This window comes from Ruegeria sp. R14_0 (assembly GCF_017743975.1).
In the GTDB taxonomy this organism is placed as follows: Bacteria; Pseudomonadota; Alphaproteobacteria; order Rhodobacterales; family Rhodobacteraceae; genus Ruegeria.
In genome coordinates, this window is sequence record NZ_JAGHRC010000004.1 from 491,082 (window position 1) to 514,695 (window position 23,614).

The 23,614-nt window shown below is 57.4% G+C and carries 21 protein-coding genes; 9 read left to right on the forward strand and 12 right to left on the reverse strand.

Annotation, left to right across the window (positions count from 1 at the left end; genetic code table 11):
- Window positions 1–3: 3 nt before the first annotated feature.
- From sthA to J7416_RS14545, 3 genes are all read left to right on the forward strand, one after another.
- Entirely contained in the window at window positions 4–1,461 is a 1,458-nt protein-coding gene (gene sthA / locus J7416_RS14535; RefSeq protein ID WP_209225736.1) for a Si-specific NAD(P)(+) transhydrogenase, read from the forward strand.
- Window positions 1,458–1,913 (forward strand): YaiI/YqxD family protein, encoded by a 456-nt coding sequence (locus J7416_RS14540; protein ID WP_209225738.1) that lies wholly within the window; start codon window positions 1,458–1,460, stop codon window positions 1,911–1,913. The genes sthA and J7416_RS14540 overlap by 4 nt, the downstream gene beginning before the upstream one ends.
- A gap of 142 nt (window positions 1,914–2,055) precedes the next feature.
- Window positions 2,056–2,676: an HAD family phosphatase gene (locus J7416_RS14545; RefSeq protein WP_209225740.1), complete on the forward strand. Its 621-nt coding sequence runs from the start codon at window positions 2,056–2,058 to the stop codon at window positions 2,674–2,676.
- A 1-nt stretch (window position 2,677) separates the two neighbouring features.
- On the opposite strand, the gene J7416_RS14550 is transcribed toward J7416_RS14545, so the two are convergent.
- A complete protein-coding gene (locus J7416_RS14550) occupies window positions 2,678–3,916 on the reverse strand; it encodes an MFS transporter (RefSeq protein WP_209225742.1) in 1,239 nt (412 codons plus the stop codon).
- A gap of 146 nt (window positions 3,917–4,062) precedes the next feature.
- On the opposite strand from J7416_RS14550, the gene zapE reads away from it, so the two are divergent.
- Window positions 4,063–5,121, forward strand: a complete 1,059-nt coding sequence (gene zapE / locus J7416_RS14555; RefSeq protein ID WP_209225744.1) for a cell division protein ZapE — start codon at window positions 4,063–4,065, stop codon at window positions 5,119–5,121.
- 79 nt (window positions 5,122–5,200) lie between these two features.
- On the opposite strand, the gene J7416_RS14560 is transcribed toward zapE, so the two are convergent.
- The 4 genes from J7416_RS14560 to J7416_RS14575 are packed head-to-tail and all read right to left on the reverse strand — an operon-like array spanning window position 5,201 to window position 11,452.
- Window positions 5,201–6,475, reverse strand: a complete 1,275-nt coding sequence (locus tag J7416_RS14560) for a folylpolyglutamate synthase/dihydrofolate synthase family protein (protein ID WP_209225747.1) — start codon at window positions 6,473–6,475, stop codon at window positions 5,201–5,203.
- Window positions 6,472–7,404, reverse strand: coding sequence for an acetyl-CoA carboxylase, carboxyltransferase subunit beta (gene accD / locus J7416_RS14565; RefSeq protein WP_209225749.1), 933 nt, complete (start codon window positions 7,402–7,404; stop codon window positions 6,472–6,474). The genes J7416_RS14560 and accD overlap by 4 nt, the downstream gene beginning before the upstream one ends.
- A 60-nt stretch (window positions 7,405–7,464) precedes the next feature.
- The gene (locus tag J7416_RS14570) at window positions 7,465–8,361 is read right to left on the reverse strand and encodes a CPBP family intramembrane glutamic endopeptidase (RefSeq protein ID WP_209225751.1); all 897 of its coding nucleotides are present in this window, start codon (window positions 8,359–8,361) and stop codon (window positions 7,465–7,467) included.
- The gene (locus tag J7416_RS14575; protein ID WP_209225753.1) at window positions 8,354–11,452 is read right to left on the reverse strand and encodes an ABC transporter transmembrane domain-containing protein; all 3,099 of its coding nucleotides are present in this window, start codon (window positions 11,450–11,452) and stop codon (window positions 8,354–8,356) included. Before J7416_RS14575 ends, J7416_RS14570 begins: the two co-directional genes overlap by 8 nt.
- A 242-nt stretch (window positions 11,453–11,694) precedes the next feature.
- Between J7416_RS14575 and J7416_RS14580 the strand changes: the two genes are divergently transcribed.
- The 3 genes from J7416_RS14580 (at window position 11,695) to J7416_RS14590 (ending at window position 14,441) form a co-directional block, all read left to right on the forward strand.
- On the forward strand, window positions 11,695–12,456 hold the full coding sequence (locus J7416_RS14580; protein ID WP_209225755.1) for a DUF6478 family protein: 762 nt from the start codon (window positions 11,695–11,697) through the stop codon (window positions 12,454–12,456).
- Between the two features lie 10 nt (window positions 12,457–12,466).
- Complete coding sequence (locus J7416_RS14585) at window positions 12,467–12,826, forward strand: hypothetical protein (protein ID WP_209225757.1); 360 nt, start codon at window positions 12,467–12,469, stop codon at window positions 12,824–12,826.
- 88 nt (window positions 12,827–12,914) lie between these two features.
- Window positions 12,915–14,441 carry an MFS transporter gene (locus J7416_RS14590; protein WP_209225759.1) on the forward strand — a complete coding sequence of 509 codons (1,527 nt, stop codon included), beginning with the start codon at window positions 12,915–12,917 and terminating at the stop codon, window positions 14,439–14,441.
- Between the two features lie 48 nt (window positions 14,442–14,489).
- On the opposite strand, the gene J7416_RS14595 is transcribed toward J7416_RS14590, so the two are convergent.
- From J7416_RS14595 to J7416_RS14625, 7 genes are all read right to left on the reverse strand, one after another.
- Entirely contained in the window at window positions 14,490–15,833 is a 1,344-nt protein-coding gene (locus J7416_RS14595; RefSeq protein WP_209225761.1) for a S41 family peptidase, read from the reverse strand.
- 6 nt (window positions 15,834–15,839) lie between these two features.
- Window positions 15,840–16,970 carry a peptidoglycan DD-metalloendopeptidase family protein gene (locus tag J7416_RS14600; RefSeq protein WP_209225763.1) on the reverse strand — a complete coding sequence of 377 codons (1,131 nt, stop codon included), beginning with the start codon at window positions 16,968–16,970 and terminating at the stop codon, window positions 15,840–15,842.
- A complete protein-coding gene (gene gpmI / locus J7416_RS14605) occupies window positions 16,967–18,484 on the reverse strand; it encodes a 2,3-bisphosphoglycerate-independent phosphoglycerate mutase (RefSeq protein ID WP_209225764.1) in 1,518 nt (505 codons plus the stop codon). The genes J7416_RS14600 and gpmI overlap by 4 nt, the downstream gene beginning before the upstream one ends.
- Window positions 18,485–18,587: 103 nt before the next feature.
- Complete coding sequence (locus tag J7416_RS14610; protein WP_209225766.1) at window positions 18,588–20,261, reverse strand: sulfatase-like hydrolase/transferase; 1,674 nt, start codon at window positions 20,259–20,261, stop codon at window positions 18,588–18,590.
- A 75-nt stretch (window positions 20,262–20,336) separates the two neighbouring features.
- Window positions 20,337–20,573, reverse strand: coding sequence for a (Na+)-NQR maturation NqrM (gene nqrM, locus J7416_RS14615; protein ID WP_209225768.1), 237 nt, complete (start codon window positions 20,571–20,573; stop codon window positions 20,337–20,339).
- 14 nt (window positions 20,574–20,587) lie between these two features.
- The gene (locus tag J7416_RS14620; protein WP_209225770.1) at window positions 20,588–21,613 is read right to left on the reverse strand and encodes an FAD:protein FMN transferase; all 1,026 of its coding nucleotides are present in this window, start codon (window positions 21,611–21,613) and stop codon (window positions 20,588–20,590) included.
- A gap of 67 nt (window positions 21,614–21,680) precedes the next feature.
- Window positions 21,681–21,866: a hypothetical protein gene (locus tag J7416_RS14625; RefSeq protein WP_209225772.1), complete on the reverse strand. Its 186-nt coding sequence runs from the start codon at window positions 21,864–21,866 to the stop codon at window positions 21,681–21,683.
- Between the two features lie 120 nt (window positions 21,867–21,986).
- Here J7416_RS14625 and J7416_RS14630 point away from each other — a divergent pair, with 120 nt between their 5' ends.
- Both J7416_RS14630 and J7416_RS14635 read left to right on the forward strand, forming a co-directional pair.
- On the forward strand, window positions 21,987–22,511 hold the full coding sequence (locus J7416_RS14630) for a CBS domain-containing protein (RefSeq protein WP_209225773.1): 525 nt from the start codon (window positions 21,987–21,989) through the stop codon (window positions 22,509–22,511).
- A gap of 85 nt (window positions 22,512–22,596) precedes the next feature.
- Window positions 22,597–23,610 carry an NAD-dependent epimerase/dehydratase family protein gene (locus tag J7416_RS14635; protein ID WP_209225775.1) on the forward strand — a complete coding sequence of 338 codons (1,014 nt, stop codon included), beginning with the start codon at window positions 22,597–22,599 and terminating at the stop codon, window positions 23,608–23,610.
- Window positions 23,611–23,614 lie beyond the last annotated feature (4 nt).

The following is a 23,614-nucleotide window of genomic DNA, read 5'->3' on the forward strand; positions in this document are numbered from 1 at the left end:
GGCATGAGCGACTACGATTACGACCTGATTATCATCGGGTCTGGCCCTTCGGGGCGATCTGCGGCGATTCAGGCGGGCAAACTGAAACGGCGCGTTCTGGTGATCGACCGCAAGGATCGGTTTGGGGGCGTCTCAGTGCATACTGGCACGATCCCATCCAAAACCTTGCGGGAAACGGTTCTGAACCTGTCCGGCTGGCGCGAGCGCAGCTTTTATGGACGCTCCTACCGGGTGAAAGATCAAATCCGTGCCGAAGACCTCAAGGCGCGCTTGCATATGACGCTGGACCACGAAGTTGACGTGTTGGAACACCAGTTCAACCGCAACCATGTGGAAACCATGAACGGTTTGGCGAGATTCGTTGGCCCGCATGAGGTCGAGGTCGCAACGGATGCGGGCGAAACCACCCGCCTGACGGCCGCAAAGTTCCTTATTGCAACTGGAACCAAGACCTATCGTCCCGACTACGTGCCTTTTAATGGCAAAACAGTTGTCGATGGCGACGACTTTCTTGAGATGGCCGAGATCCCTCGCTCGCTGGTTGTGATCGGTGCCGGGGTGATTGGCGTCGAATATGCCACCATGTTCTCGGCGCTGGATGTGCGGGTAACGCTGATCGAACCACGCGAAACATTCCTTGATTTCATCGACAGTCGTTTGATCCACGATTTCACGCATCAAATCCGCGAAAACGGCGTCGATCTGCGCCTCGGCTCTGCAGTCGAAAAGATCGAAGATGCCGGCGATCATGTCGAGGTCACGCTGGAAAACGGTCGTCACGTACGCGCCGAGATGTTGCTGTTCGCTGCGGGGCGTATGGGCGCGACCTCGGCACTGAACCTGGATGCCGTCGGGCTCGAGACTGATCACCGTAACCGGATCAAGGTGGATCGAAAGACCTACCAGACCTCTGTCCCTCATATCTACGCTACTGGCGATGTAATCGGGCATCCTTCGTTGGCCTCGACCTCGCTGCAACAGGGCCGCGTCGCGGCCTGTCATGCGTTGGACACCCCTACCCTGCCTGAAAGCCCATGGTACCCGTATGGTATCTATTCAGTGCCCGAAATCTCGACCTGCGGCATGTCCGAGGAAGAACTGCAGGAACGCGGCATCCCTTATGAGGTCGGCGTGGCGCGATTCCGCGAAACCTCGCGTGGGCATATCATGGGTCTGGAACATGGCATGCTGAAGATGCTGTTTTCGCTAAAAACCCGTCGGGTACTGGGCGTGCAGATCGTAGGCGAAGGCGCAACCGAACTGATCCACATTGCGCAAGCGGTGCTGAACCTGAAGGGTACAGTGGACTACTTCGTGCAGAACACGTTCAACTATCCGACGCTGGCCGAGGCCTATAAAATCGCCGGTCTGGACGCGTTTAACCGGATGCCAATCCCCGATGAGTTCAAGGTTCGCAAGAAACCCGCTGAACCCGCAAAGAAAGAGGCTAAAAAAGCGTGACAACCCTGTATGTCGACGGCGATGCCTGCCCGGTCAAGGCCGAGGCCGAACGTGTCGCCACGCGGCACAAGGTACCTATGGCTCTGGTCTCGAACGGCGGGCTTCGCCCCTCGGCCAACCCCTTGGTGCAGGTGGTCATCGTTGCAGAAGGCGCGGATGAGGCGGACAAGTGGATTGCCGAACGTTGTGGCGCCGGAGACGTGGTGGTGACCTCTGACATCCCATTGGCCGCCAAGTGTGTCGAGGCCGGGGCGCGGGTTCTACGACCTAATGGTGAGACGTTCACGGCGGCAAACATAGGCCAGCAACTGGCCCTGCGCGACCTGATGGCCGACCTGCGCGCAGCCAATCCGTTGGGCGCAGGCGGCGGGGGCAAACCCTTTGGCAAAACGGATCGGTCTCGGTTTCTGGACGCGCTGGAGCGTGAATTGCGGGCGGCACAAAGGGGCTGACCCTCCCGCCTGCTGAAGACGCATCAAAGATGCGCCTGTGGCAGTTGGGCCAGGCAGCGCTGCGCGCTGCGGCTGCACCTTGAAAAAAACCGTCGCGCTTGGTTCAGTCGCGACAACCAAGGATTGAGAGTGTGGGGGTAGTATGCCGATAAAGGCCGTGATCTTTGACATCGGGAACGTTCTGATTGAATGGCAACCTGAGCGCTATTATGACCAGATCATTGGCGAAAACCGCCGTCGCGCGATGTTTTCTGAGGTCGACCTGCACGGGATGAACGACCTGGTCGACCAGGGCCATCATTTCACCGACACGATCTATGACTGGGCCGAGAAATACCCCGATTGGCGAGACGAAATTCGTATGTGGCACGACAAGTGGATTGAGCTGGCCGCGCCTGAAATTCCGCACTCAGTCCGTCTGCAACGGGCCTTGCGAAGCAAGGGCGTGCCGGTATTCGCGCTGACCAATTTCGGTGTGCAGAACTTCGACTATGCGACCACGGTGTATCCGTTCCTGAACGAGTTCGATAAACAGTATGTCTCGGGCCGGATGCGAACTGTCAAACCGCATGTTCCAATCTATGAAATGGTTGAAGCGGATTGTGGCCTGCCGCCCGAGGCGCTGTTGTTCACCGATGACCGGATCGACAATATCGATACGGCGCGCGCGCGCGGGTGGCAAACGCATCACTTTACCGGACCACAAGGTTGGGCAGACCGGCTGGTGAAGGAAGGCCTGCTGACAAAGGATGAGGCGCTTTAGCTCAGGCGGCGACTGGTGCGGGACGGTTTTCGCGGATGGGCAGATGGACTATGGCGCTGAACGCTCCGATCGCAACGCCGATCCACCAAACCATAGTGTAATCGCCGTATTGGTCGTACATCCGCCCGCCCAGCCAGACGCCCAGGAAGCTGCCGACCTGATGACTGAAGAAGATGATCCCGTAGAGCGTGCCCATGTAGCGCAACCCGTAAAGATGTGCGACCAGCCCCGAGGTCAATGGAACTGTGGCAAGCCAGAGGGAACCCATGACCAGCGAGAACACAACGACAGAGATCGGGGTGATCGGAAAAATGATAAAGGCCGCGGCAGCAATCGTGCGAGCGGTATAGACGCCAGCAAGCAGGTATTTTTTGGGGAAGTGGTTCCCGGCCCAACCTGCCAGCAAGGTGCCCACGATATTCGCCAGCCCGATCAGTGAAATGGCCACGGCCCCGAGCGCTGACGTGCTGGTGATCCCGATGGAATGTAGAACGCCGCCCGGTTGGATGGGGCCACACATTTCAGTCACGAAGGCCGGGAAATGGGCCGTGATGAAACCCAACTGGTAGCCACAACTAAAAAAGCCCAGGAAAATCAGCGTATATGATGGATCGCGGAACGCCTTGCCCAGGATCTGCCCCATGCTTTCTTCAAGCTCGGCCTTGGTTGCCGCTTGCGGCGCACGCATGAAGGGCAGCGTCAGCACCAGCGCCAGGATCGCGATGGCGAAGACGATGAAAACCTGTTGCCAGGGCATGAAACTCAGCAACCACTCCGCGGTCGGGGCACCCAGGACCTGTCCAAAACTGCCAGCAGCTGTGACAATTGCCAGAGACATCGAACGGTTTTCGTTCGATGACGCGCGCCCGACGACCGCAAGCACGACGCCGAAACCGGTTCCTGCGATACCAAACCCGACCAGCCAGGCGTACATCTGATGCTCAAACGGCGTGACGGACCAGGCCGACAAAACCATGCCAGCCGCATAGGTCAACGCTCCGATCACAATCGCGCGCCTGTCACCGATCTTTTCAGCAATCGCACCAAAGATCGGCTGGCCGATACCCCAAGCCAGGTTCTGAATCGCAATCGCCATTGAGAATTCGGTGCGTAGCCAGCCGAACTCGTCTGCGATGGGAATCTGGAACACGCCAAATGACGCGCGCACAGCAAAGCTGACCGTGATGATGATGCACCCAACGATCAGGATGGGGTTAAACAAGCGCGCGTATTGGGGCATTAGATCCTCGGCATGTCGGGCAGCCCAAATTACTCGCTGTGAGGCAGTCGTCAATTCAGGAGTTTTGCGGTCACGGATAAGCAAATTTGATGTGACCGATGAATGGCCGCTTTTCAACGGGCAAGCCGGACGGTATGCCTCGGACTATGACGGGTTTGATTTCGCTTTATGACAAACAGGTGGCCGAAGGCACCCTGACCAGAGACGACGCGCAAGAAGCCGTTCTTCCCCATTTCGAACGCATTCGGGCTGCTTTGGCGGAACCAGTAAAGCGTGGGTTCTTCCGGAAAGCGCCGCCGCCGCCGAGAGGATTGTATCTGTGGGGCGGCGTCGGGCGCGGGAAGTCTATGCTGATGGATATGTTCGTCGACTCGCTGACGGACATCCCGGCCCGCCGGGTGCATTTCCACGCCTTCATGCAGGAAATCCATGCAGGCATGCACAAGGCCCGGCAGGACGAGGTCGAAGATGCATTGGCCCCGGTTGCGGCCTCGGTCGTCAAATCCGTGCGAGTGCTGGCTTTTGACGAAATGCAGATCACCGATATCACCGATGCGATGATTGTTGGCCGCCTGTTCGATTTGCTGCACGAAGGGGGCGTCGTCGTTGTCACCACATCCAACCGGCATCCTGATGATCTGTACAAGGACGGGCTGAACCGTCAGTTGTTCCTGCCGTTTATTGCCCATATCAAAGAACAGCTTGAGGTGTGGGAGCTGATCTCGCCCACAGACTATCGCCAGAACAGGCTGGAGGGCGCGCCGGTCTACTTCACACCAATCGGTCCCGAAGCCCGTGCAAGCATTCGCAGCGTTTGGCACGATTTGGCCGGAGGGGCAGCAGACCCTCTGATCCTGCAGGTTAACGGGCGGGCGGTCGAACTGCCTGAGTTCCGAAACGGCGTAGCCCGAGCCAGTTTCTACGACTTATGCGGGCGGATGCTGGGCCCTGCGGATTACTTGGCTATCGCGGAAGAAGTCAAAGTTCTGGTGCTTGAGGATATCCCGCGCCTGTCGCGAAACAACTTCAACGAAGCCAAGCGGTTCGTCACGCTGATCGACGCGCTGTATGAAGCAAAGGTTCGGTTGATCTGCTCGGCTGCCGCGGAACCTGAGATGCTATATGTTGAAGGTGAAGGCACATTCGAGTTTGAACGCACGGCGTCGCGCCTGCGCGAGATGCAGGATCAGAGCTGGGGCAAATAGGGGGCTCTGCCCCCATCGCGCTTTGCGCGATTCCCCCGGGATATTTCTAGCCAGATGAAGCTGCGCGGATACGCACTTGTCATCCGTTTTCACGTAGAATGTTGCCCGCCAAATAAAGCGAGCCGCAAATCAGGATGCGCGCCTGCGGATCTTTCGCCACGATGTTGTTGACCGCGTCGGCGACACTTTCTGCAGTGGTGGCTGACAGATCGACTTTAGAAGCCGCCGCAGCAGTGTCGTCGGCCCTGAGCGTGGCAGCCTCACCCGGGATCGACACTGCGGTCAGGCTTTGAGCTTGTTCTGCCAGCGGAGCCAGATACCCGGTCACATCCTTTGTGTTCAACATGCCACAGATCATATGGGTCGGACGCGCAGGCAGGGTCGCGAGAAGATCAGCCAGCGCCTGCCCCGCAGCGGCATTGTGACCACCATCCAACCAAAGCTCGGCCTTGGGTGCTAGTTGTACAAGTGGGCCGGTTTTCAGCCGCTGCATCCGGGCGGGCCATTCAGCCTTGGTCACTGCAGCTTCATAGGCGTCATCGCCAAGACTCAGGTGGCGCAGCACTGCAAGGGCGGTACCGGCGTTTTGAATCTGATGTGCACCCAGAAGGTTCGGCAAGGGCAGATCACGCAGACCGGTTTCGTCCTGGTAAATCAGGCGCCCGTTTTCCTCGGTGACGTGCCAATGCTGCCCATGCACCAGCAACGGCGCACCCAGACGCGCGGCCGTGTATTCGATAACTTCTAACGCTTCGTCGTGTTGCGGCCCTACGATGCATGGCACGCCGGGCTTGATGATCCCGGCTTTCTCTGCCGCGATTTTGCCCAATGTGTTCCCAAGGAACTGTTCGTGGTCGATGGATACCGGAGTGATGGCCGTGACCGCAGGTTCATGAATGACGTTGGTTGCATCCAAGCGGCCGCCCAGCCCGACCTCGAGCAAAGTGTAGTCCGCCTTTGACCGCGCAAAGGCCAGCAAAGCCGCGCAAGTCGTAATTTCGAAATAGGTGATGTTTTCGCCACCATTGGCGGCGTAGCATTCATCCAGGACCGCTGTCAGATCAGGTTCGGAAATCAGTTCACCGCCCAGGCGAATCCGTTCGTGAAACCGGGCGAGGTGGGGCGACGTGTAGGCATGCGCCGATAGGCCGGCCCCTTCGAGCCCCGCCCGGATCATCGCTTGGGTCGAGCCTTTGCCGTTGGTTCCCGCGATGTGGATCACGGGCGGTAGTTTCTGTTGCGGGTTATCCAGCGCTGCCAGCAAACGCCACACACGGTCCAAGGTCAGATCAATGATCTTGGGGTGCAGTGCCATCATCCGTTCAAGAATGACGTCCGATGTCTGAGATGTCATTTTGCGTCCGCGTCTTCGGCAGGGGTTTCGGACTTGGCATCCTCGGGCTCGGGCGCTGGCAGATCACCCTTGATCGCTGGTGGCTGGTTCATCAGCATTCGTGTGATGGTGATCAATTCATCCCGCATCTCTGTGCGTTTGGTCACGCGATCCAACATGCCGTGATCCAGCAGGTATTCCGCGCGCTGGAACCCTTCGGGCAGTTTCTCACGGATCGTCTGCTCGATCACGCGCGGTCCGGCAAAACAGATCAACGCGTTCGGTTCAGAGATATGGACGTCACCCAGCATCGCGTACGACGCGGTCACACCTCCGGTCGTGGGGTGCGTGAGTACGACGATATAGGGGAGATTCGCCTCTTTCAGCATCTCAACCGCGACGGTGGTACGCGGCATTTGCATCAGGCTCAGAATACCTTCCTGCATCCGCGCGCCACCGGCGGCCGAAAACAGGATCAGAGGACGCTTCAGCTTCACGGCCTCTTGCGCAGCGGCGATGATGGCGTTGCCCACATACATGCCCATGGACCCGCCCATGAACAAAAAATCCTGCGCGGCGGCCACAATCGGGGTTCGGCCAATCTCGCCCGAGGCGACCAGCATCGCCTCTTTCTCGCCCGTCTTTTTCTGGGCCGCTTTCATCCGGTCGGGATATTTCTTCTGATCGCGGAACTGCAGCGGGTCGTCCTTGGGGGCAGGAACCTCGACCTCGGTAAAGATACCGCCATCGAACAGATGGCCAAAGCGTTCGCGCGGTGTGATCGCCATATGGTGTCCGCATTGCGTGCAGACATTCTGGTTCTCGGCCAGTTCGCGGTGGAACAGCATCGTGCCGCATTCATCGCATTTGTGCCAAAGATTTTCGGGCACTTCTCGGCGCGAGAAGATCGAGTTGATCCGGGGGCGGACGTAGTTTGTGATCCAGTTCATGTCGGAACCTTGGCTTGTGCGGCGTTGACGTCAAATAAGACGCTACGGAAAGAAATGCAATCAACGCCTGAGCGCAACCCTTGCCGTCAGCCAACTGACAAGCATCACTGCAAAATCCACATACAGCCACTGCCGCAGCATCCCTGTATCAGACATATCATATGGCAACAGATACAGGGCCAGACCGCTCAGGCTGTCGGGCAATGAGATAAACAGTAAGGCAACCATATTGTTAAACAGATGCAATGCGATAGCAGGGCCCAATGTCCCGGCCCGGGCGGTGAGATCCGCCGCCAGCAGGCCAAACAGGCCGGACCATACAGCGACCAGCAAGGCATTATCTCCAGCAGCACCCGGGGCATAATGACCGGCCGCAAACAGGATCGAAGGAATACCCAACCAAATGACTGGAGACCGGAATCGCGCCGCGAGAGTCTGCTGCATATACCCGCGAAACAGAACTTCTTCGGCGCTGACCTGAATCAACACCGCAAAAAGAGATACCGGCAGCAATAACAACCATGTCGACAGTGCGAGGTTCTGCGTCAGGGTCGCCCCCATGTCGTAGGGCGGCAGAATGGTTACAACGAAACCGATCACAAACAACGCCTTGAACACAGTCCAGAATTGAGATGTTGCTTGACGCCAAGGACCACAAATGGAGTTCAGGGTACGCCCCTGCAAAGACCGGGCGGCAACCCACACCCCGAAAGTGACAAAAGCAAAACTGGCCAGCAGAACCAACATAGCGGTGGGTGAGGCTCCGGCCAGCAGGGACTGCGCCCACGCGACAGAACCCAGTGTCGACACCAGCCCGAACAGCACAAAGTTCAGGACGGTCACAACCACACCCACAAGGGCCAGCCCCACCAACAACCGCCACAGCTGTGGGCGGGCGCGAGCGGCGTCAACTAGACGCTGATGCGCCGAATAGGCACCGGGCTGAGTGTCAAACATTGTCGGGACGTTCCCTGGTGATTTGGTTGGCGTCCACGAAAAGCGATGTAGCGTTGGTCGCATTTGCTCTTTCCGCCAATGTCGACAGGTATCCGGCGACCGTTTGCAGCAATTGCAAAGCAACGCCCGCGTCGCTTTCTATGACCGCGCGCAATTCTTCCGCGCCTATCCGCAAGAACGAACAATTCTGAACCGCAACTAGGTCAAGCTGCCGTGGTTCGCCCGTAATCACCGACAGATCGCCAATCAGACGTCCGGGCTCAATCACAGAAATTGTCCGCGCTACACCACCTTCTTCGGTCCAGATCAGATCAGCCTCACCGGAAATGCAGAGATAAGCGGCGTCTGCCGCCTGCCCCCGCGAAAAGATGATCTGACCGGCGGCGGCCTCGTACCATTGGGCCGAAAACGCCAGAAGGCGCTGGTTTCGGCCATCAATCCCTGAAAACAGCTCGGTCGAAGAGATGATCTTGAGCTTGCGGCTAAGATCATCTGTTGCGCTGGTTTCGTCCTCAGGGCGGGTGCGCGAAACACCATCAATCCGGCCTTCTTTGATCTCAACGAAAAGATCATAGGCTTCGGGGTGGGCGAAATGATCCTCCATGAACAGCATGATCGAATCCGGCAGCAGCTCGCGCAGTTTCAGCCGGGTTCTCAACCGGCTTTCCGAGTCGTGACTGGCCAGTGCCTTGTCCAGAATCAGAACGTCGGGACGCTTGATCCCGGCGCGCGAAAAGGCTGCACGTTCCTGAAACACCGTTGGCAGATTGTTCCCGCCCAGACCCGATGGCAGGTCATAGATGATGGCCGCAGCGCGGCGGCGCAGGCCGGCGTCGTTCATGGCTTCGGCCACGACGTCTTCGATCTCATCTATATGCGCACCGGCCATCAAGGATATTCGTCCGAACAACGCATTTTCCATGGCGGTCATACGACCGATATACGTCTCGGGCGTCACCGGAATGAACATACCGTCCAACGAAGCCCGCAACTGCTCTGCCTGACCGCTGCGAATTGCAAGGATCTTGTCTTTGTACTCATCCGGGAAGTCCGGCCCAATCTGTTCAGCGGTCAGCAGGAACGGAACAGTCAGCAACAAGGCCCGCTCACCCTCACTTAATTCACTATCCCCTTTGGCCTTGCGACGATCTTCAATATCCAGAAGACGGTGGAACATCTCTTTTGTCATACCCAGTCGCAAGAACAGCGGGTGATCGGTTCCATCCCGACCAAACGTCTTGTTCAACGTCTCAAGCACCGCGCTTGCGATACTCATCGCGTCATCATCCAGATCATGGTGGCGCAGCATCCGCATGAAGCGACTGTCGCCTGCCAGAATATCAGGTGAGATGTCATGGGACGGCGCAGCATAAAGCAGGTTGCCCCCAAGCGGCACAGCCGGGTTGAAGCGGTTGGGGTCAAATCGATAGACGTATCTATCCAGTCCCTTTTCCTTAAGCCTCCTGGCAACAGTGTCGCGCAGTTTCACAATTTCACCGGCAAGAATGGGATGCTGTTCCGGGTCGAACTGAGATCGCAGCGTCCTACGGAACATGAATTCATCAATTCCCATTGCCTCGACCAGCTCGAACCACCAATCGCGGATGTCCTCGATGTCTTCGAGGCCTGCCAAACCGGGGTCGATCCATTCATCGGACAGGGAATCCGGCGGGTTTCCAGCGCGAACCGCTTCGATCTGCCAGCGACTTGGCACTTTCGTTGCGTCCGCTTCATGCTGTGGATGGGTCCGCAGAGGCATCAAGAGGTTGTCACCCAAGGTACCGTCAAACAGGTAGGGGCGCGAATAGGCATAGCCGATGCGTGCTGCGATCACGGTTTGATGTAGCTTTTGAATATCGTGACCCGCAATTGTGACATCGCCCTGCACCGGCAGAATTTCCCGGGTCAGCAGTTGCGCCAGCGCACTACGCTCGGCCGCGCTGGAGGATTGGATGGCCACGCGCGCGCCTTTGGGAATGATCAGGTCAATGTCTTCGAGGATCGTTTTGCCGTCATCGTCACGCACCGTGACATTGTGCAGCTCAATATCTCCGGTCAGGTGTGGGATGGTTTCTGGTTCGCCCACAAAGAGCTCTTCCGGGATCATGTTGTCAGGCGCAAACCGCTCGGTCACGATTTCCCAACGCAGCGACATATCCTGAACCTGGTTGTAATAGGTCAGCAGAGCCTTCCACGGACCGCTAAGATCCTTGTAGGCCCCGAGCGCCGCAACAAGCGCGCCCACAGTCACCTCACCTTTGATCGCCAGATAGCCACCGACCGAAAAGAACAGGAACGGTGTCATCTGAGTAATCAGATTGTTGAGGAACTTCATGAAGAATTTCTTGTTGTAGATCTTGAACCGGATCTCAAACAACGCCCCCAACCGATGGCTGAACTGCGCCAGCCGATAACGCCAGCCGCCATTGGTGCGTAAATCGCTGATCCCCGCCGCGCTTTCCCCGATTTCCGAGCTAAGTTGGCGGACCTCTTGAATACGCTCTTTGTTCAGCAAGTTGATCTGACGCTGAAGCTTTGGGATCAGCCAGGCCTGCAACGGGATCAGTGCGATACTGGCCAAGCCGAACCATACGCTCTGCATGAACAGAAAAGTGACGATCGTCATCATCTGACCAAACTGAAACACCGGTTGCGCTATCGCGTCGCCCATAAGGCCACCCATCGGTTCGGCCTCGGAAGTAATCATCGACACAAGCTCACCCTGACTGGTGGTGGCGAAATAGGATTTCGGGAACCGCATCGTTCGGTGGATCAGCGTAAACCGCAGTCGACGCAGCATCCGTTCGGCCAAAACACCCTTCATCGTGTTGATACGCATTTTCATCAACCCGCTGACGATAACGGTCGCGAGAAAGGCAAAGCACAGGATCAGCAGGTACTGAACCTGCGTAAAAGTCACACCCAATACCGTCACGGTGTCGCCGGGCGCACCGATCGCATCGTTGATGATCTGCTTTGGCAGCTCGAGCGAGGCGTAGAGGAACGGGAAAGACAACACCGTCAGACACAAAAGCACAAGCTGTTGCTTTTTTGAGTGTTTCCAGATGAATGCAAAAAGAGTGGGTTCCATGCCCCGCCTTGCCTTAGAAAAATGATACACTGTCTTGTCGGATGATCCACAGCAATCAGGTGCCGGACGGTAAGCACAGTGCCGGTTGATTGCAAGAACGGCCGCCCGATTAGCAGCGCAGACTGGACCTGCCCAGTCACAAGCACGTTAACGGACGGGTCATTTTAGTCGGATTTCAAAATTTCGGTCTTATCCTCGCCACTGTCTTTGACTAAAGAAGGTCAAGTTCAAATGATGGGACCATGGGCAGAATTCTTGAACGATACCTACACCGCAAGACATTTGCGCGTTGGCGGCGCGCCGTTCAGGATGCGGCCGAGGCACCTATCCCTCAATTGCGTCAGCAGCGCGACGAAGCGCGCAGGCTCCGAGCGCAATTGGACCGGCTTATTCAGGAATCCACCGAACGGCTGAGCTTGCCCCTGGTCGGCTCGCAACAGTTTCCCAAACCGTTGGGTACCGATTGGTGCTGGCGTCCGGATTTGTGGCGCGGACCTTTGGCGCGGCCGGGTATCGCCTCGGTTGCGCGCAAGGCATCGTTCGACCACCAGGTAACCATCTTCCACGATTGTCCTCTGTCCGAAATCAGCGCGCGGCAGGCCCGCAACACCGATGACAGAGATCTGGCCGCATTTGGGCTGAACCTTGAGATATTTGGATTTTCGGGCTCGTTCCTGTCTCTGTCGCTGGACTTGCCGCCCGAGGCCGCCCAAGGTTTGACCCGACAGCACCTTATGCGGATCGATGCGCTGCTCGAGGCTGAACGCCCCCTCGAGATGACCGCGCGGCTGAACGTTCAACATGGTCCGAATACAGACTTTGTCGTGCGATCTCTGGATATTTCGGCCCCCTTAAATGCGCTGGATTTCGATCTCGCCAAACTGCCGTTGAACGAACGTCGCATCGACAAGATTTGGCTCGACCTGGTTTTGACCAACCCAGCAATGAACCGCATCACCCTGCGCGACCTGACTCTTTGCCGCCACCACCGCGCCGATTTGTAAGAGCATTGGCATGACACATCCGACCCTGACCCCCACCCTGTTCAAAAACGGCATCTGGCGCGCCCACCTGCAAGCCGAAACCGAACCTCAGATCGACGTTCTTTATCTGGGGCAGGCACTGGATGACGTGCGGGTAGAAAAGGCCGAAAATGGATGGGAGCTCAGCGTACATGTACCGCCTGCAGCGATCTCGGACGGAGTGCATTGCTTTGTGATCAAAGACTCACAGTCCTCAGAGAAGATCGGAGAGTTTACGATTATCGCAGGCACGCCAGCGGCCGAGGATCTGCGGGCTGAGGTCGCATTGCTGAGGGCGGAACTGGACATGTTGAAACGGTCCTTCCGTCGGTCCCAAGCTCCTTCGGACTGACACAGGATGGGTCGCGCTGCGGCAGCCCCCTATCTTTAAATCGCATTCCGTGCATCATTAACGTATCCGCAGCAATCCGGGTGCATCCATGGACCGCAGCAGTATCGTCAAGGTCATTGCCCTGATGGTGACGGGGTTTGGCATCGGTATCGATTTTACCGGTGCTCTTATTCTGGTTCCGGCTATTGAAAACAGCTTTGATGCCGACATCACCAGCACCCAATGGGTTCTGAACATCTACGCACTGTTCTTTGCCATGACCATGGTCGCAGGCGGACGCATGGGGGATATGTTCGGACATCGCAAAATGATGATCATCGGGCTGTCGATCTTTTTGTTCTCGTCCATCATGTGTTTTGTCTCGCCCAGCCTTGATTTCCTGATCTTTTCGCGCGCACTTCAGGGAATTGGCGCGGGCTGCGTCTGGCCCTGTACACTGGCCTTTGGGGCCACCAAGGTCTCACGCCCGGAACACCGCGCGATGATCATGGGGATGATCCTTGCAGGCGTGACCAGCGGCAACGTCTTCGGTCCACTGATCAGTGGAGCCGCAGTAAATTTCGGCGACTGGAGGCTGTTCTTCCTGGCCAACGTTGTGTTTTCGACCATTTCTATGGTCACCGCCCTAATCCTGATGGAGCGTGAAACAAAACACAAACAGGGCGAACATATCGATTTTGCCGGAATGGGCATCCTGTCGTTCGCCGTCCTTCTGCTGCTTTATGGGTTGGACGTTGGCGCGGATTGGGGTTGGAGCTCGGTGCCGCTGTTGATGCTGTTTTTCGTCAGCGCGGTATTGTTCTTATTTTTCCCAAAGATCGAAAAACGCGTGAAAGAGCCTCTGTTGCTGCCCCAAATGATGCAGAACCGCGAGTTTCGTATTACGCTTGGGTTGAATATGTTCAACGTCTCGGCCGCCTTCGTCGGGCTGCTGTATTTTCCGCAGTACATGCAGAAAGTTCTGGGCTGGTCGGTATTTGCGTCCGCGCTCGGCCTGGCTCCATTGACGGTTCTGCTGGCCGTTGGTTCGATTGTATCCGGGACGCTGTACAATGATTTCGGCCCAAAACGGTTATTGTTCTGGGGCTACCTGATCGCAACAACTGGCGCGCTGAGCGTCGTTATCCTGCCCGCGGGCTTGGGATACTTTCAGATCCTACCGGGCATGGCGATGATCGGGCTGGGGGCGACGCTGACCGTCGGGCCATCCGGCACGGCTGCTGTATGTGCCGTTAAACCCGAAAGAGCTGGTCTGGTCGGCGGGTTGAGCTTTATGACACATCTGGTCTATGGCGCGATTTCCGTCGCCTGTGCGACCGCGCTTATGTACGCCACCAGCCTTGCCAACCTCGGCAAACAACTTGCTGCAGACGGAATCAATCTGTCCGCAGCCGATCAAAAGTCCATCAACGGTGGAACGCTGACAACCGATACTGCGCGGGCAGTCATGGAGAAACTGAGCTCGGACGAGGCTGAAAAAGTCAAATCCGCCATCGCCTCGGCTTTCGACACCGGGATGAACATGGCGTTTGTCTTCGCCGCCATTTCGGTCTCGATGGGCGTTCTTCTGGCGTTGATGCTTGATGAAGAGAAACTGCACAAGGTCGAAAGCTAGGACCTGCCGTGCGAAAAGGGCCGCTGGTGTCAGCGGCCCCTGTTCGGTTTACTGGGAAGGTCCTCCGGTAGGATTGAAGGCAGACAGGCCTTTGAGGATGTCGATGGCGTAGGCCAGTTGATAATCCTCTTCCCGCAGCTCGGCCGTGGCTTCGGCTTTTGCACGATCTTCTTCGATCTGACGGATTTCATCTTCGCTGAGGCTGTCGTTGTTCAGGCTACCCCGCAGGTCAGCCTCGGACCGGGTGCGGGCGTCAGCTTCATCCTCGTCGGTCTGAGGTGCCGGACGCGGCTGTTCGACGATGATGTCGGGGCTCACACCCAGCGCCTGGATCGAACGGCCCGACGGCGTGTAGTAGCGCGAGGTTGTCAGGCGCATTGCGCCGTCTCCACGCAGCGGCATGACCGTTTGCACGGATCCCTTTCCGAAACTCTTGGTTCCGACCACGATCGCCCGTCGGTGATCCTGCAGCGCGCCTGCGACGATTTCCGAGGCCGAGGCTGAACCGCCATTGATCAGCACCACGATCGGCTTGCCTTCGGTCAGGTCACCCGGTGTTGCGTTGAAACGCTCACCATCATTGGCATCGCGGCCACGGGTCGAGACGATCTCACCTTCGTTCAGGAACGCATCCGAAACCTTGATGGCCTGAGTCAGCAATCCGCCGGGGTTGTTCCGCAGGTCGAGGACGACGCCGTTGACCTTGTCAATTCCGCCGGCCTCTTCGATCTGTTCGTTCAGACCCTCTTGCAGATTGGGGAAGGTCTGGTCGTTAAAGGTGGTGACCCGCAAGATAACGCTGGTGCCTTCGGTTCGGGCGCGTACGGCGGTCAGCTTGATGGTGTCACGAATGATGGTGACATCAAATGGCTCTTGCTCGCCCTCACGGACAACGGTGATCACGATTTCTGAACCCACCGGGCCCCGCATCAGGTCCACGGCCTTGTCCAGCGTCAAACCCAGAATGCTCTCGCCATCGACATGGGTGATGAAGTCACCCGCCTCGATCCCGGCTTCTTCTGCCGGTGTGCCATCGATAGGAGAGACGACTTTTACAAAGCCTTCCTCTTGCGTGACCTCGATACCCAGCCCACCGAACTCGCCACGGGTCTGAACGCGCATCTGTTCTGCGTCGTCCGGCGACAGATAGCTCGAATGCGGATCAAGCGAGGTCAGCATGCCGTCAATGGCAGCTTCGATCAGTTCTTCCGGCTCGACCTCTTCGACATATTGGGCGCGGATACGTTCAAAGATATCGCCAAACAGATCCAGTTGTTCATAGACGGTGGCCTTGCTGTCGGCCTCTTGCGCCAGCAAAGGACCGGCGATTTGTGTGGTTGCGATTACACCTGCCACGGTTCCGGCCAGACCGGCCATCAGAAATTTCTTCATACTCGTTTATCCATCCTTGTCGGTCCGAAACCACGATTCCGGGTCCACGGGGCTGTTGTTCTCTCTTACCTCTATATAGAGCGTTTCTGACCGGTCAGTTCCAGTGCCATCACCGCTTGTTGACAAAATAGCGCCGATTTCGGGCGTTTCACCCGGCATTAACCCGACCGGAGTGCCCTCAGGGATCACCTCGCCAGTGTTGCCATAGACGTCCTGGAGGCCTGCAAACACGAACAACAAACCCGGTTGCGGCTCGAGGATCACCACATTCCCAAGATCCAGCAACGGGCCGCGGTAACGGATCGTTCCGGCGGTCGGAGTTGTAACAATTGCCCGTGGGCGGGTGGCCAGTACCACGCCGGGGCGGGTCACACCTGCGGCATCCGTCTCATTCGCGCGATGCAGCATCACACCCTGAGTCGGCAGCGCGATCTGCCCTTTACGATCCGACACATCAGCATCCGTCGCCGCGATTTCACCTTCCGAGATTTCGGATAGCCCGCTGGCGAACCCGTCCAATGTCTCGGTCGATGAAATCAGGATGGCCGTGCGCACCGGGTCTTCCACGAACCGGCGGGGCAGATCGGTGCGGTCGGCAATGGCCTCGCTGAGTTTGGTTCGGGCATCCTGCACACCGGTCAGTCCTTCGACGAGTGTGTCGGCAGCGTTTTGCTGCAGTTTCCGAAGGGTCTGAACCTCTTGCAGATCCCGCGCCAGCGCCTGTGCGCGCGCGTTCAGGCCGGGCGTGACCTCGGACAACATCATCCCCGCCCTTGCAGACCCAAGCGGACCGGACGGATGCAACATTAGAACGGGCGGGGCCGTAGTTTCGATCGTTTGCAACACGCCAAGGAGCTGGGCCACATCTTTTTCGCGTGCCCGCAACTCAGCCGTCAGCTGAGCCTCACGCGTTGCCGCCATGCGCAACCCATCACGCATCGCCGAAAGCCCTGCCTCATAGGCCTGGATGGTTTCGGTCAGGGCGCGCACGCGATCCCTTGCCCCATCTGCTTCGGTCAGGTTGATCGACGCCTGTTCCAGCATTCGTGCGGCATTCAACGCGGCCGTGGACGGATCATTCTGCGCACCAGCAGGCGACGCAAGACACAACGCAAAAATGAGCGCGCGGAGCTTCATGACAATAAGCTCTGCCCCGTCATCTCGGGTGGTTGTTCCAGGCCCATCAGTTCAAGCAGCGTTGGTGCCAGATCGGACAGGCGACCATTGCGTAAACTTGCCCCTTGAGGACCACCAACCAATGCCACGGGCACCGGGTTCAGCGTGTGTGCTGTGTGCGGACCGCCCGTTTCAGGGTCGACCATGACCTCGCAATTGCCGTGATCCGCAGTAACGATCATCGCGCCACCCACCTTGATCAACGCGGCGACAACCTGGGACAAGCCCTGATCCACCGCCTCGCAAGCCTTGATCGCGGCCTGCAGATCCCCGGTGTGGCCAACCATATCCGGGTTGGCGTAGTTCGTGACGATCAGGTCATACCCCGCCTCGATCGCCTCGACGAACTTGGCCGTCACTTCGGCCGAAGACATCTCGGGCTGCAGGTCGTAGGTCGCAACTTTGGGGGATTTCGGCATGAACCGGTCTTCGCCCGCTTCGGGCGTTTCCTTGCCGCCGTTGAGGAAAAAGGTCACGTGGGGGTATTTCTCGGTCTCGGCCAGGCGGAACTGACGCAGCCCTTTCTTGGCAACCCATTCGCCCAAAGTGTTTACGATGTCCCGTTTGGGGAACACTGTTGTCATATAGGCGTTGTGGCCGTCTGAATATTCGACCATGCCCAGCAAAGCCGACAGCTGCGGACGTGGGCCGGTGTCAAAATCTGCGAAACCTGGCTCACCGATGGCTCGCAGGATTTCACGGGCGCGGTCGGCGCGGAAATTCAGACAGAAAAGACCGTCGCCATCTTTGACACCATCATAGCCGGTCAAAACCGTCGGAACGATAAACTCGTCCGTTTCCGATTGGTTATAGGCGTGATCTACTGCGTCATGCGCAGTCTCGGCGGCACGACCCTGACCTTTGATCATTGCATTATAGGCTTCGCTGACCCGCTCCCAACGATTGTCGCGGTCCATGGCAAAGTACCGGCCACTGACCGTAACGATCCGCGCACCTTCGGGCAGGCGGTCCTCAAGCTCGGCCAGATAGGTAAAGGCTGATTTCGGGGCCACGTCCCGCCCGTCTGTGATGGCGTGCTGCGCAACCGGAACACCCGCATCCGTGATGGCCTTGGCCGCAGCGACGATGTGGTTCAGATGACCGTGGACGCCACCATCCGAGACCAGACCCATCAGATGAGCTGTGCCGCCTGCCGCTTTCACCTTGGCGGTAAAAGCCTGCAGCGCGGCATTGTCAAAGAAACTGCCATCCTCGATGGCCAGATCAATCTGCCCCAGATCCATCGCAACGACCCGACCGGCACCAATATTGGTGTGCCCAACCTCGGAATTCCCCATCTGACCGCTTGGCAGGCCGACATCCGGGCCATGCGTAATAAGCTGAGCATGCGGGTCATTGGCCATTATCGCATCAAAGGTCGGAGTGTGCGCCAGACAAGGGGCATTGGCCTGAGTGTCTTCCGACAGACCCCACCCATCTAGAATGCACAGGACAACGGGTTTGGGGGCGGTCATTGCGGCTCTCCGGGTTTCTGCTCTTGGACGGTCTTGTATCGTCTGGCCTTGGGCAATTGAACCTTATTCTGCGCGCCAATGGCCAGAATTAATGCGCGACAGACTAACCTTTGGTTTTGTAGTCCTGATACGGTCTTGCTTTGCGGCCACGATACTTGACGGTCAGTTCCAAAGGCGCATCGTTTTCGTCGTAGACGCCTACTATGACTCCGGTACCACGGCTTTTAGTCCGCATCTCGATCAGTTGCTGTTCTGATCGGGTTGTGCGCTGTGACTGTCGACGAGTCCAAGCGAACAGATGGTCATACATTTCAGCAATCACGTCGGCATGGTCTTCGCTATCCCCCAAATCGGTCAACTCATTGGAGTCGTTTTCAAGGTCAAACAGGATCGGCCGGTGGCCACCTTCGCAATGGATCAGCTTCCACTTTTTGTTGGCCACCATGAACATGACCGCATCTCGGACCGAGGCGTTCAGCATGTCCGCGATTGGCGAGGCCGAATAGTCGTATTCGCAAATCACAACATCCCGCCGCGTTTCCACCTGCTGCCCATGCAGGATCGGCAACAGGGAATGCCCTTCAAGGATGTGGTCTGCGACGTCTCCCCCTGCGACCTCAACAAAGGTTGGTGCAAGATCGATGGATTCGACAAGCGCATCACTGACGGAGCCGCGGGTTCGATCGGCCTCGGACGACGGGTCGTAGATGATCAACGGCACCTTGGTCGAGGCATCCTGGAAGAAAGTCTTCTCCCCCATCCAGTGATCCCCAAGAAAGTCGCCGTGGTCTGATGTCAGAACGATCATCGTATCGTCCATCCGACCCGTTTTCTCCATCCAGTCAAACAGACGGCCCATCTGGTCGTCGGCCTGTTTTATCAGCCCCATGTATGCCGGGATCACCGCGTTACGCACGTCCTGCCGCGAGAACGCCTGACCGACTTTGGTCTCCATGAACGCCTTGAGCACTGGATGCGCATTCTGCCGCTCGGCCTCGGACCGGACGACCGGGACGACATGCTCGGGACCGTACATTGATGCATAGGGTTCGGGTACGATGTAAGGCCAATGCGGCTTGATAAAGCTCAAATGGCAGCACCAAGGCCCCTCATGCGTTTGCATGAACTCAATACCCCGGCCGGTCAGATATGGTGTTTCGCTGTCTTCGTCGGCGATATTTGCAGGCTCGGCAGAGTTCTTCAGAAACCAACCCGACAGAACATTCCCATCTGCATCCAGCCCAGAGTTGGCGAAGTCATGCCACGGGTTGTCACTTTCGTATCCTTTGGCGATCAGATGCCTATTGTATTCCTTCGCCCCGTCTGGATCGTAAGAACCGTCTGGCCCTTCGGGCAGCATGCCGTCGTCGCGCTCGTACACATCGAACCCGCATTCGGCCACGCGCGCACCGATCAAACTGTCCGGCTCTAAACCCAACCGCGCCATCCCTTCCGCATCGGCACGCATATGCGTTTTCCCGACCAGCCAGCAATCCATACCGGCCTTTCGCAGATGGTCGCCCATCGTGATCTCACCAACCTTCAGCGGGATACCGTTCCACGACGCACCATGCGAATGAACGTAACGGCCGGTATAGGTCGACATTCGGGAACTGCCGCAGATCGGAGATTGGATATAGGCCCGGTCAAACCGCACACCTTTAGCCGCCAAACGGTCGATATTTGGGGTGTGCAGATGCGGATGCCCGTAGCAGCTTAAGTAATCCCAGCGTAGCTGGTCGAACATGATGAACAGGATGTTTTTGGCTTTGGCCAAACCTGCGCCCTCCCCCAAGATACCTCGGAGGAATGTTTAGACAGTTTCATCGTAAGAACGAAGCGCAATCTGCGCTTAGGCCTGACGCTCCATCTGTTCAAGCATCTTCTTGGCACGCTTGCACTGCAGCTGATCGCGCAGGGGCGAGTTCGGGTCGACGTCTTTTTGGCAAACCACACATTTGTCGGCGCCGGAAATCGCGTTCAGACCACCACAACTGCCCTTGATGGTTTTGCCCATCAGCATTACGCCCAAGGACATGCCCACCACGATGAGCAACAGCAGAAAGAAGGCTATGATAAAGGTGCTCATTCCGGTCCCACCCGTCAGTTGGTGCCCAGGGCGTCTTTGAACGCTGTACTATGAACAGTAATATAGGCATCGTCGCCGCCTGTCACATCCCGCGAGATGAAATACACGGCAAGTTTATGCTCTTCGGCCAGTTCCATACCCTTTTCCTGACCCAGCGCCAGCATCGCCGTGGCCCATGCGTCAGCCATCATCGCGTTTTCGGCCAGAACCGTCACCGAAGTCGTACGGTGTGTGATCGGACGACCGGTTGTCGGATCTATGATATGCGAATAACGCACACCGTCCTGTTCAAAGAAATTCTTGTAGTCACCGGAGGTGGCCATGCCCAGATTGTCCAGTTGAACAATCAGTTGCAGGTTCTGCGATCCCGCTTCGGGTTTTTCGATGCCAATCCGCCACGCCTCGCCCTTGTCATTCTGGCCCATGGTGACCAGATCGCCGCCGATTTCGACCATGTAGTTTTCGATACCCGCCTCGCGCAGCGTCGCGGCCACCGCGTCGATGCCATAGCCTTTGGCAATGGCGGACAGGTTGATACCAACACCAGCATCCGACTTTGCCAGCGTGCCCTTGTCCGCATCCAGCGTCAGCAAACGCGCCTGACCGACGCTATCCAAAGCGTTCCCAATCTCGGCGTCCGAGGGCACCGGATCTTCCGGCTTGCGCGGGCCAAAGCCCCACAGCTCGATCAACGGGCCCAAGGTGACATCAAATGTGCCGCCTGATTTTTCATGCACGTCGTTTGCGGCCGCGATAACCAGCGCGAATTCGTCGGACACTTCGGTCGGCTCTGTACTGGTCGACGCCGAGAATGTCGAAACCTCGGAATTCGGGTCCCAGTTGGACATCTTGGCGTTTACGTCAGCCAATGTCTCTTCGACGGCAGCGCCCAGGGCAGTCTCATCAACATTCGTCCCGATGGCGGTGACGTTGAATGTGGTGCCCATGGTCTCACCGGACAGGCGTACAACTTCGGGCTCTTCATCGAAAAGACACCCTGACAAAAGTGTTGCAGCAGCCAATACAGGCAAAAGGCGCATCGAGAGACCTCCTGAGGAAAACCGTGCCCGGCATATGCCAGCGACCCCTTGCAGAGTCAAACCGACTTCACAGTTTCAGCGGCAAGAACCCCAGTACCAGCAATCCGATGCCAGCTGGAACGCCGAACAACCAGGCTTTTTTTTGCCAACCTTCGGCCTGCTGTTTCCAGGCCATTCTGAAGTTATGCCCGCAAACCACCACAGCAAAGAAAATCAGCGCGGCAATGGGTGGGGTCAGGTACAGGTCAGACAACAGGCGGGATATCCTTGATTTGCGGCAGTTTTCGCCGGTTTGGGAATTTGCACCCTATACAGACTGCTTTGCTGCGGTAAGGTGTAAGGGAAGCCATCTCAAAAAAAGAGGAGATTGCCAATGGCCCCAACCTCATATCAGCCCCCCACCCGTGGCGACAAGGCCGATAAAAGCACACAAAGTCAGTCGGTTGAATCCAACCTGTCGCATACTCAGACGACAGTCGCCAAGCTGCTTGAGGGTAAAGGGGATGCTGTGTTTGCGGTTCGCCCAAATGACACGATCCATTCGGTCGTCAATACACTCAAGGAAAAGCGGATCGGTGCGGTGGTCGTGACCGACCAGAATGGCACGCTGCAGGGTATCTTGTCGGAACGCGACATTGTGCGACGCATGGCGGACACGCCCGGCCAAACCCTGCCGCAATCGGTCGAGGATTTGATGACCCGCGAGGTCAAAACCTGCGCACCGGACGATCTGTTGAACGATGTCCTGAAAACCATGACAGACGGACGGTTCCGTCATATGCCGGTCCTGAGCGACGGTCATCTGCGCGGCGTCATCACAATCGGAGACGTGGTTCATTTCCGGCTGAAAGAGCTGGAATACGAAGCCCTGCGCATGAAGCAAATGATTGTCGGCTGATACCGTCCAAAGAAAACCCCTTGACCTTGGCGGGCCAACAGTATCCCTGATGCGCAAGTTGGTTCGGTTTTAGGTCGAGGGTATAGTGAAGCGCGTTCTGATCACGGGTACAGCCGGTTTCATCGGGTTCCATCTGGCAAAACTATTGCTTGCCGAAGGGTTTCGGGTGCATGGCTTTGACGGCATGACGGACTACTACGACGTCGCCCTCAAGCGCCGCAGGCACCAGATGCTGCTTCAGAACCCCGGTTTTTCTGCAACAGAGGATCTGCTGGAAAACCACGAGAAACTGAAGCAGGTGGGGACGGAGTTCCAACCGGACGTGATTGTTCACCTCGCAGGTCAGGCGGGCGTACGCTATAGTCTAGAAGACCCGCGCAGCTATATCGACTCGAACATTGTCGGCACTTTCAATGTTATGGAGATTGCGCGCGAACATAAGGTCGAGCACCTGTTGATGGCCTCTACATCCTCGGTCTACGGCGCGAATGAGGTGATGCCATTTACCGAAGTTGAAAAGGCAGACACGCCTCTGACCATCTACGCCGCCACCAAGAAAGCGAATGAGGCCATGGGCCATTCTTATGCCCATTTGTGGAAACTGCCGACCACTATGTTTCGCTTTTTCACCGTCTATGGAACGTGGGGCCGACCTGATCTGGCGCTGTACAAATTCGTTGACGCCATTCTGGATGAACGGCCGATCGACATCTACAACCACGGTGACATGTATCGCGACTTTACCTATGTCGATGATCTGGTTCGAGGCATCAGGCTGTTGATCGACACCCCGCCTGTGCGCCCCGACAGCCCGGACGAGATCGAAGAAGGCGACAGCCTGTCGCCCGCGGCCCCATGGCGCGTGGTTAACATCGGCAATGGCGACAAGGTCCGACTGATGGATTTCGTCGAAGCGATCGAGGACGCGGTCGGCAAGAAAGCCATTCGAAACTATATGCCGATGCAGATGGGCGATGTTCCTGCGACCTGGGCGAACAACGATCTGCTGCAGCGACTGACCGGTTATCGTCCCCAGACCGATTTCAAAGACGGAATCGCCCGTTTCGTAGAATGGTTCCGCGACTACCACGGAAAGTAGGCTG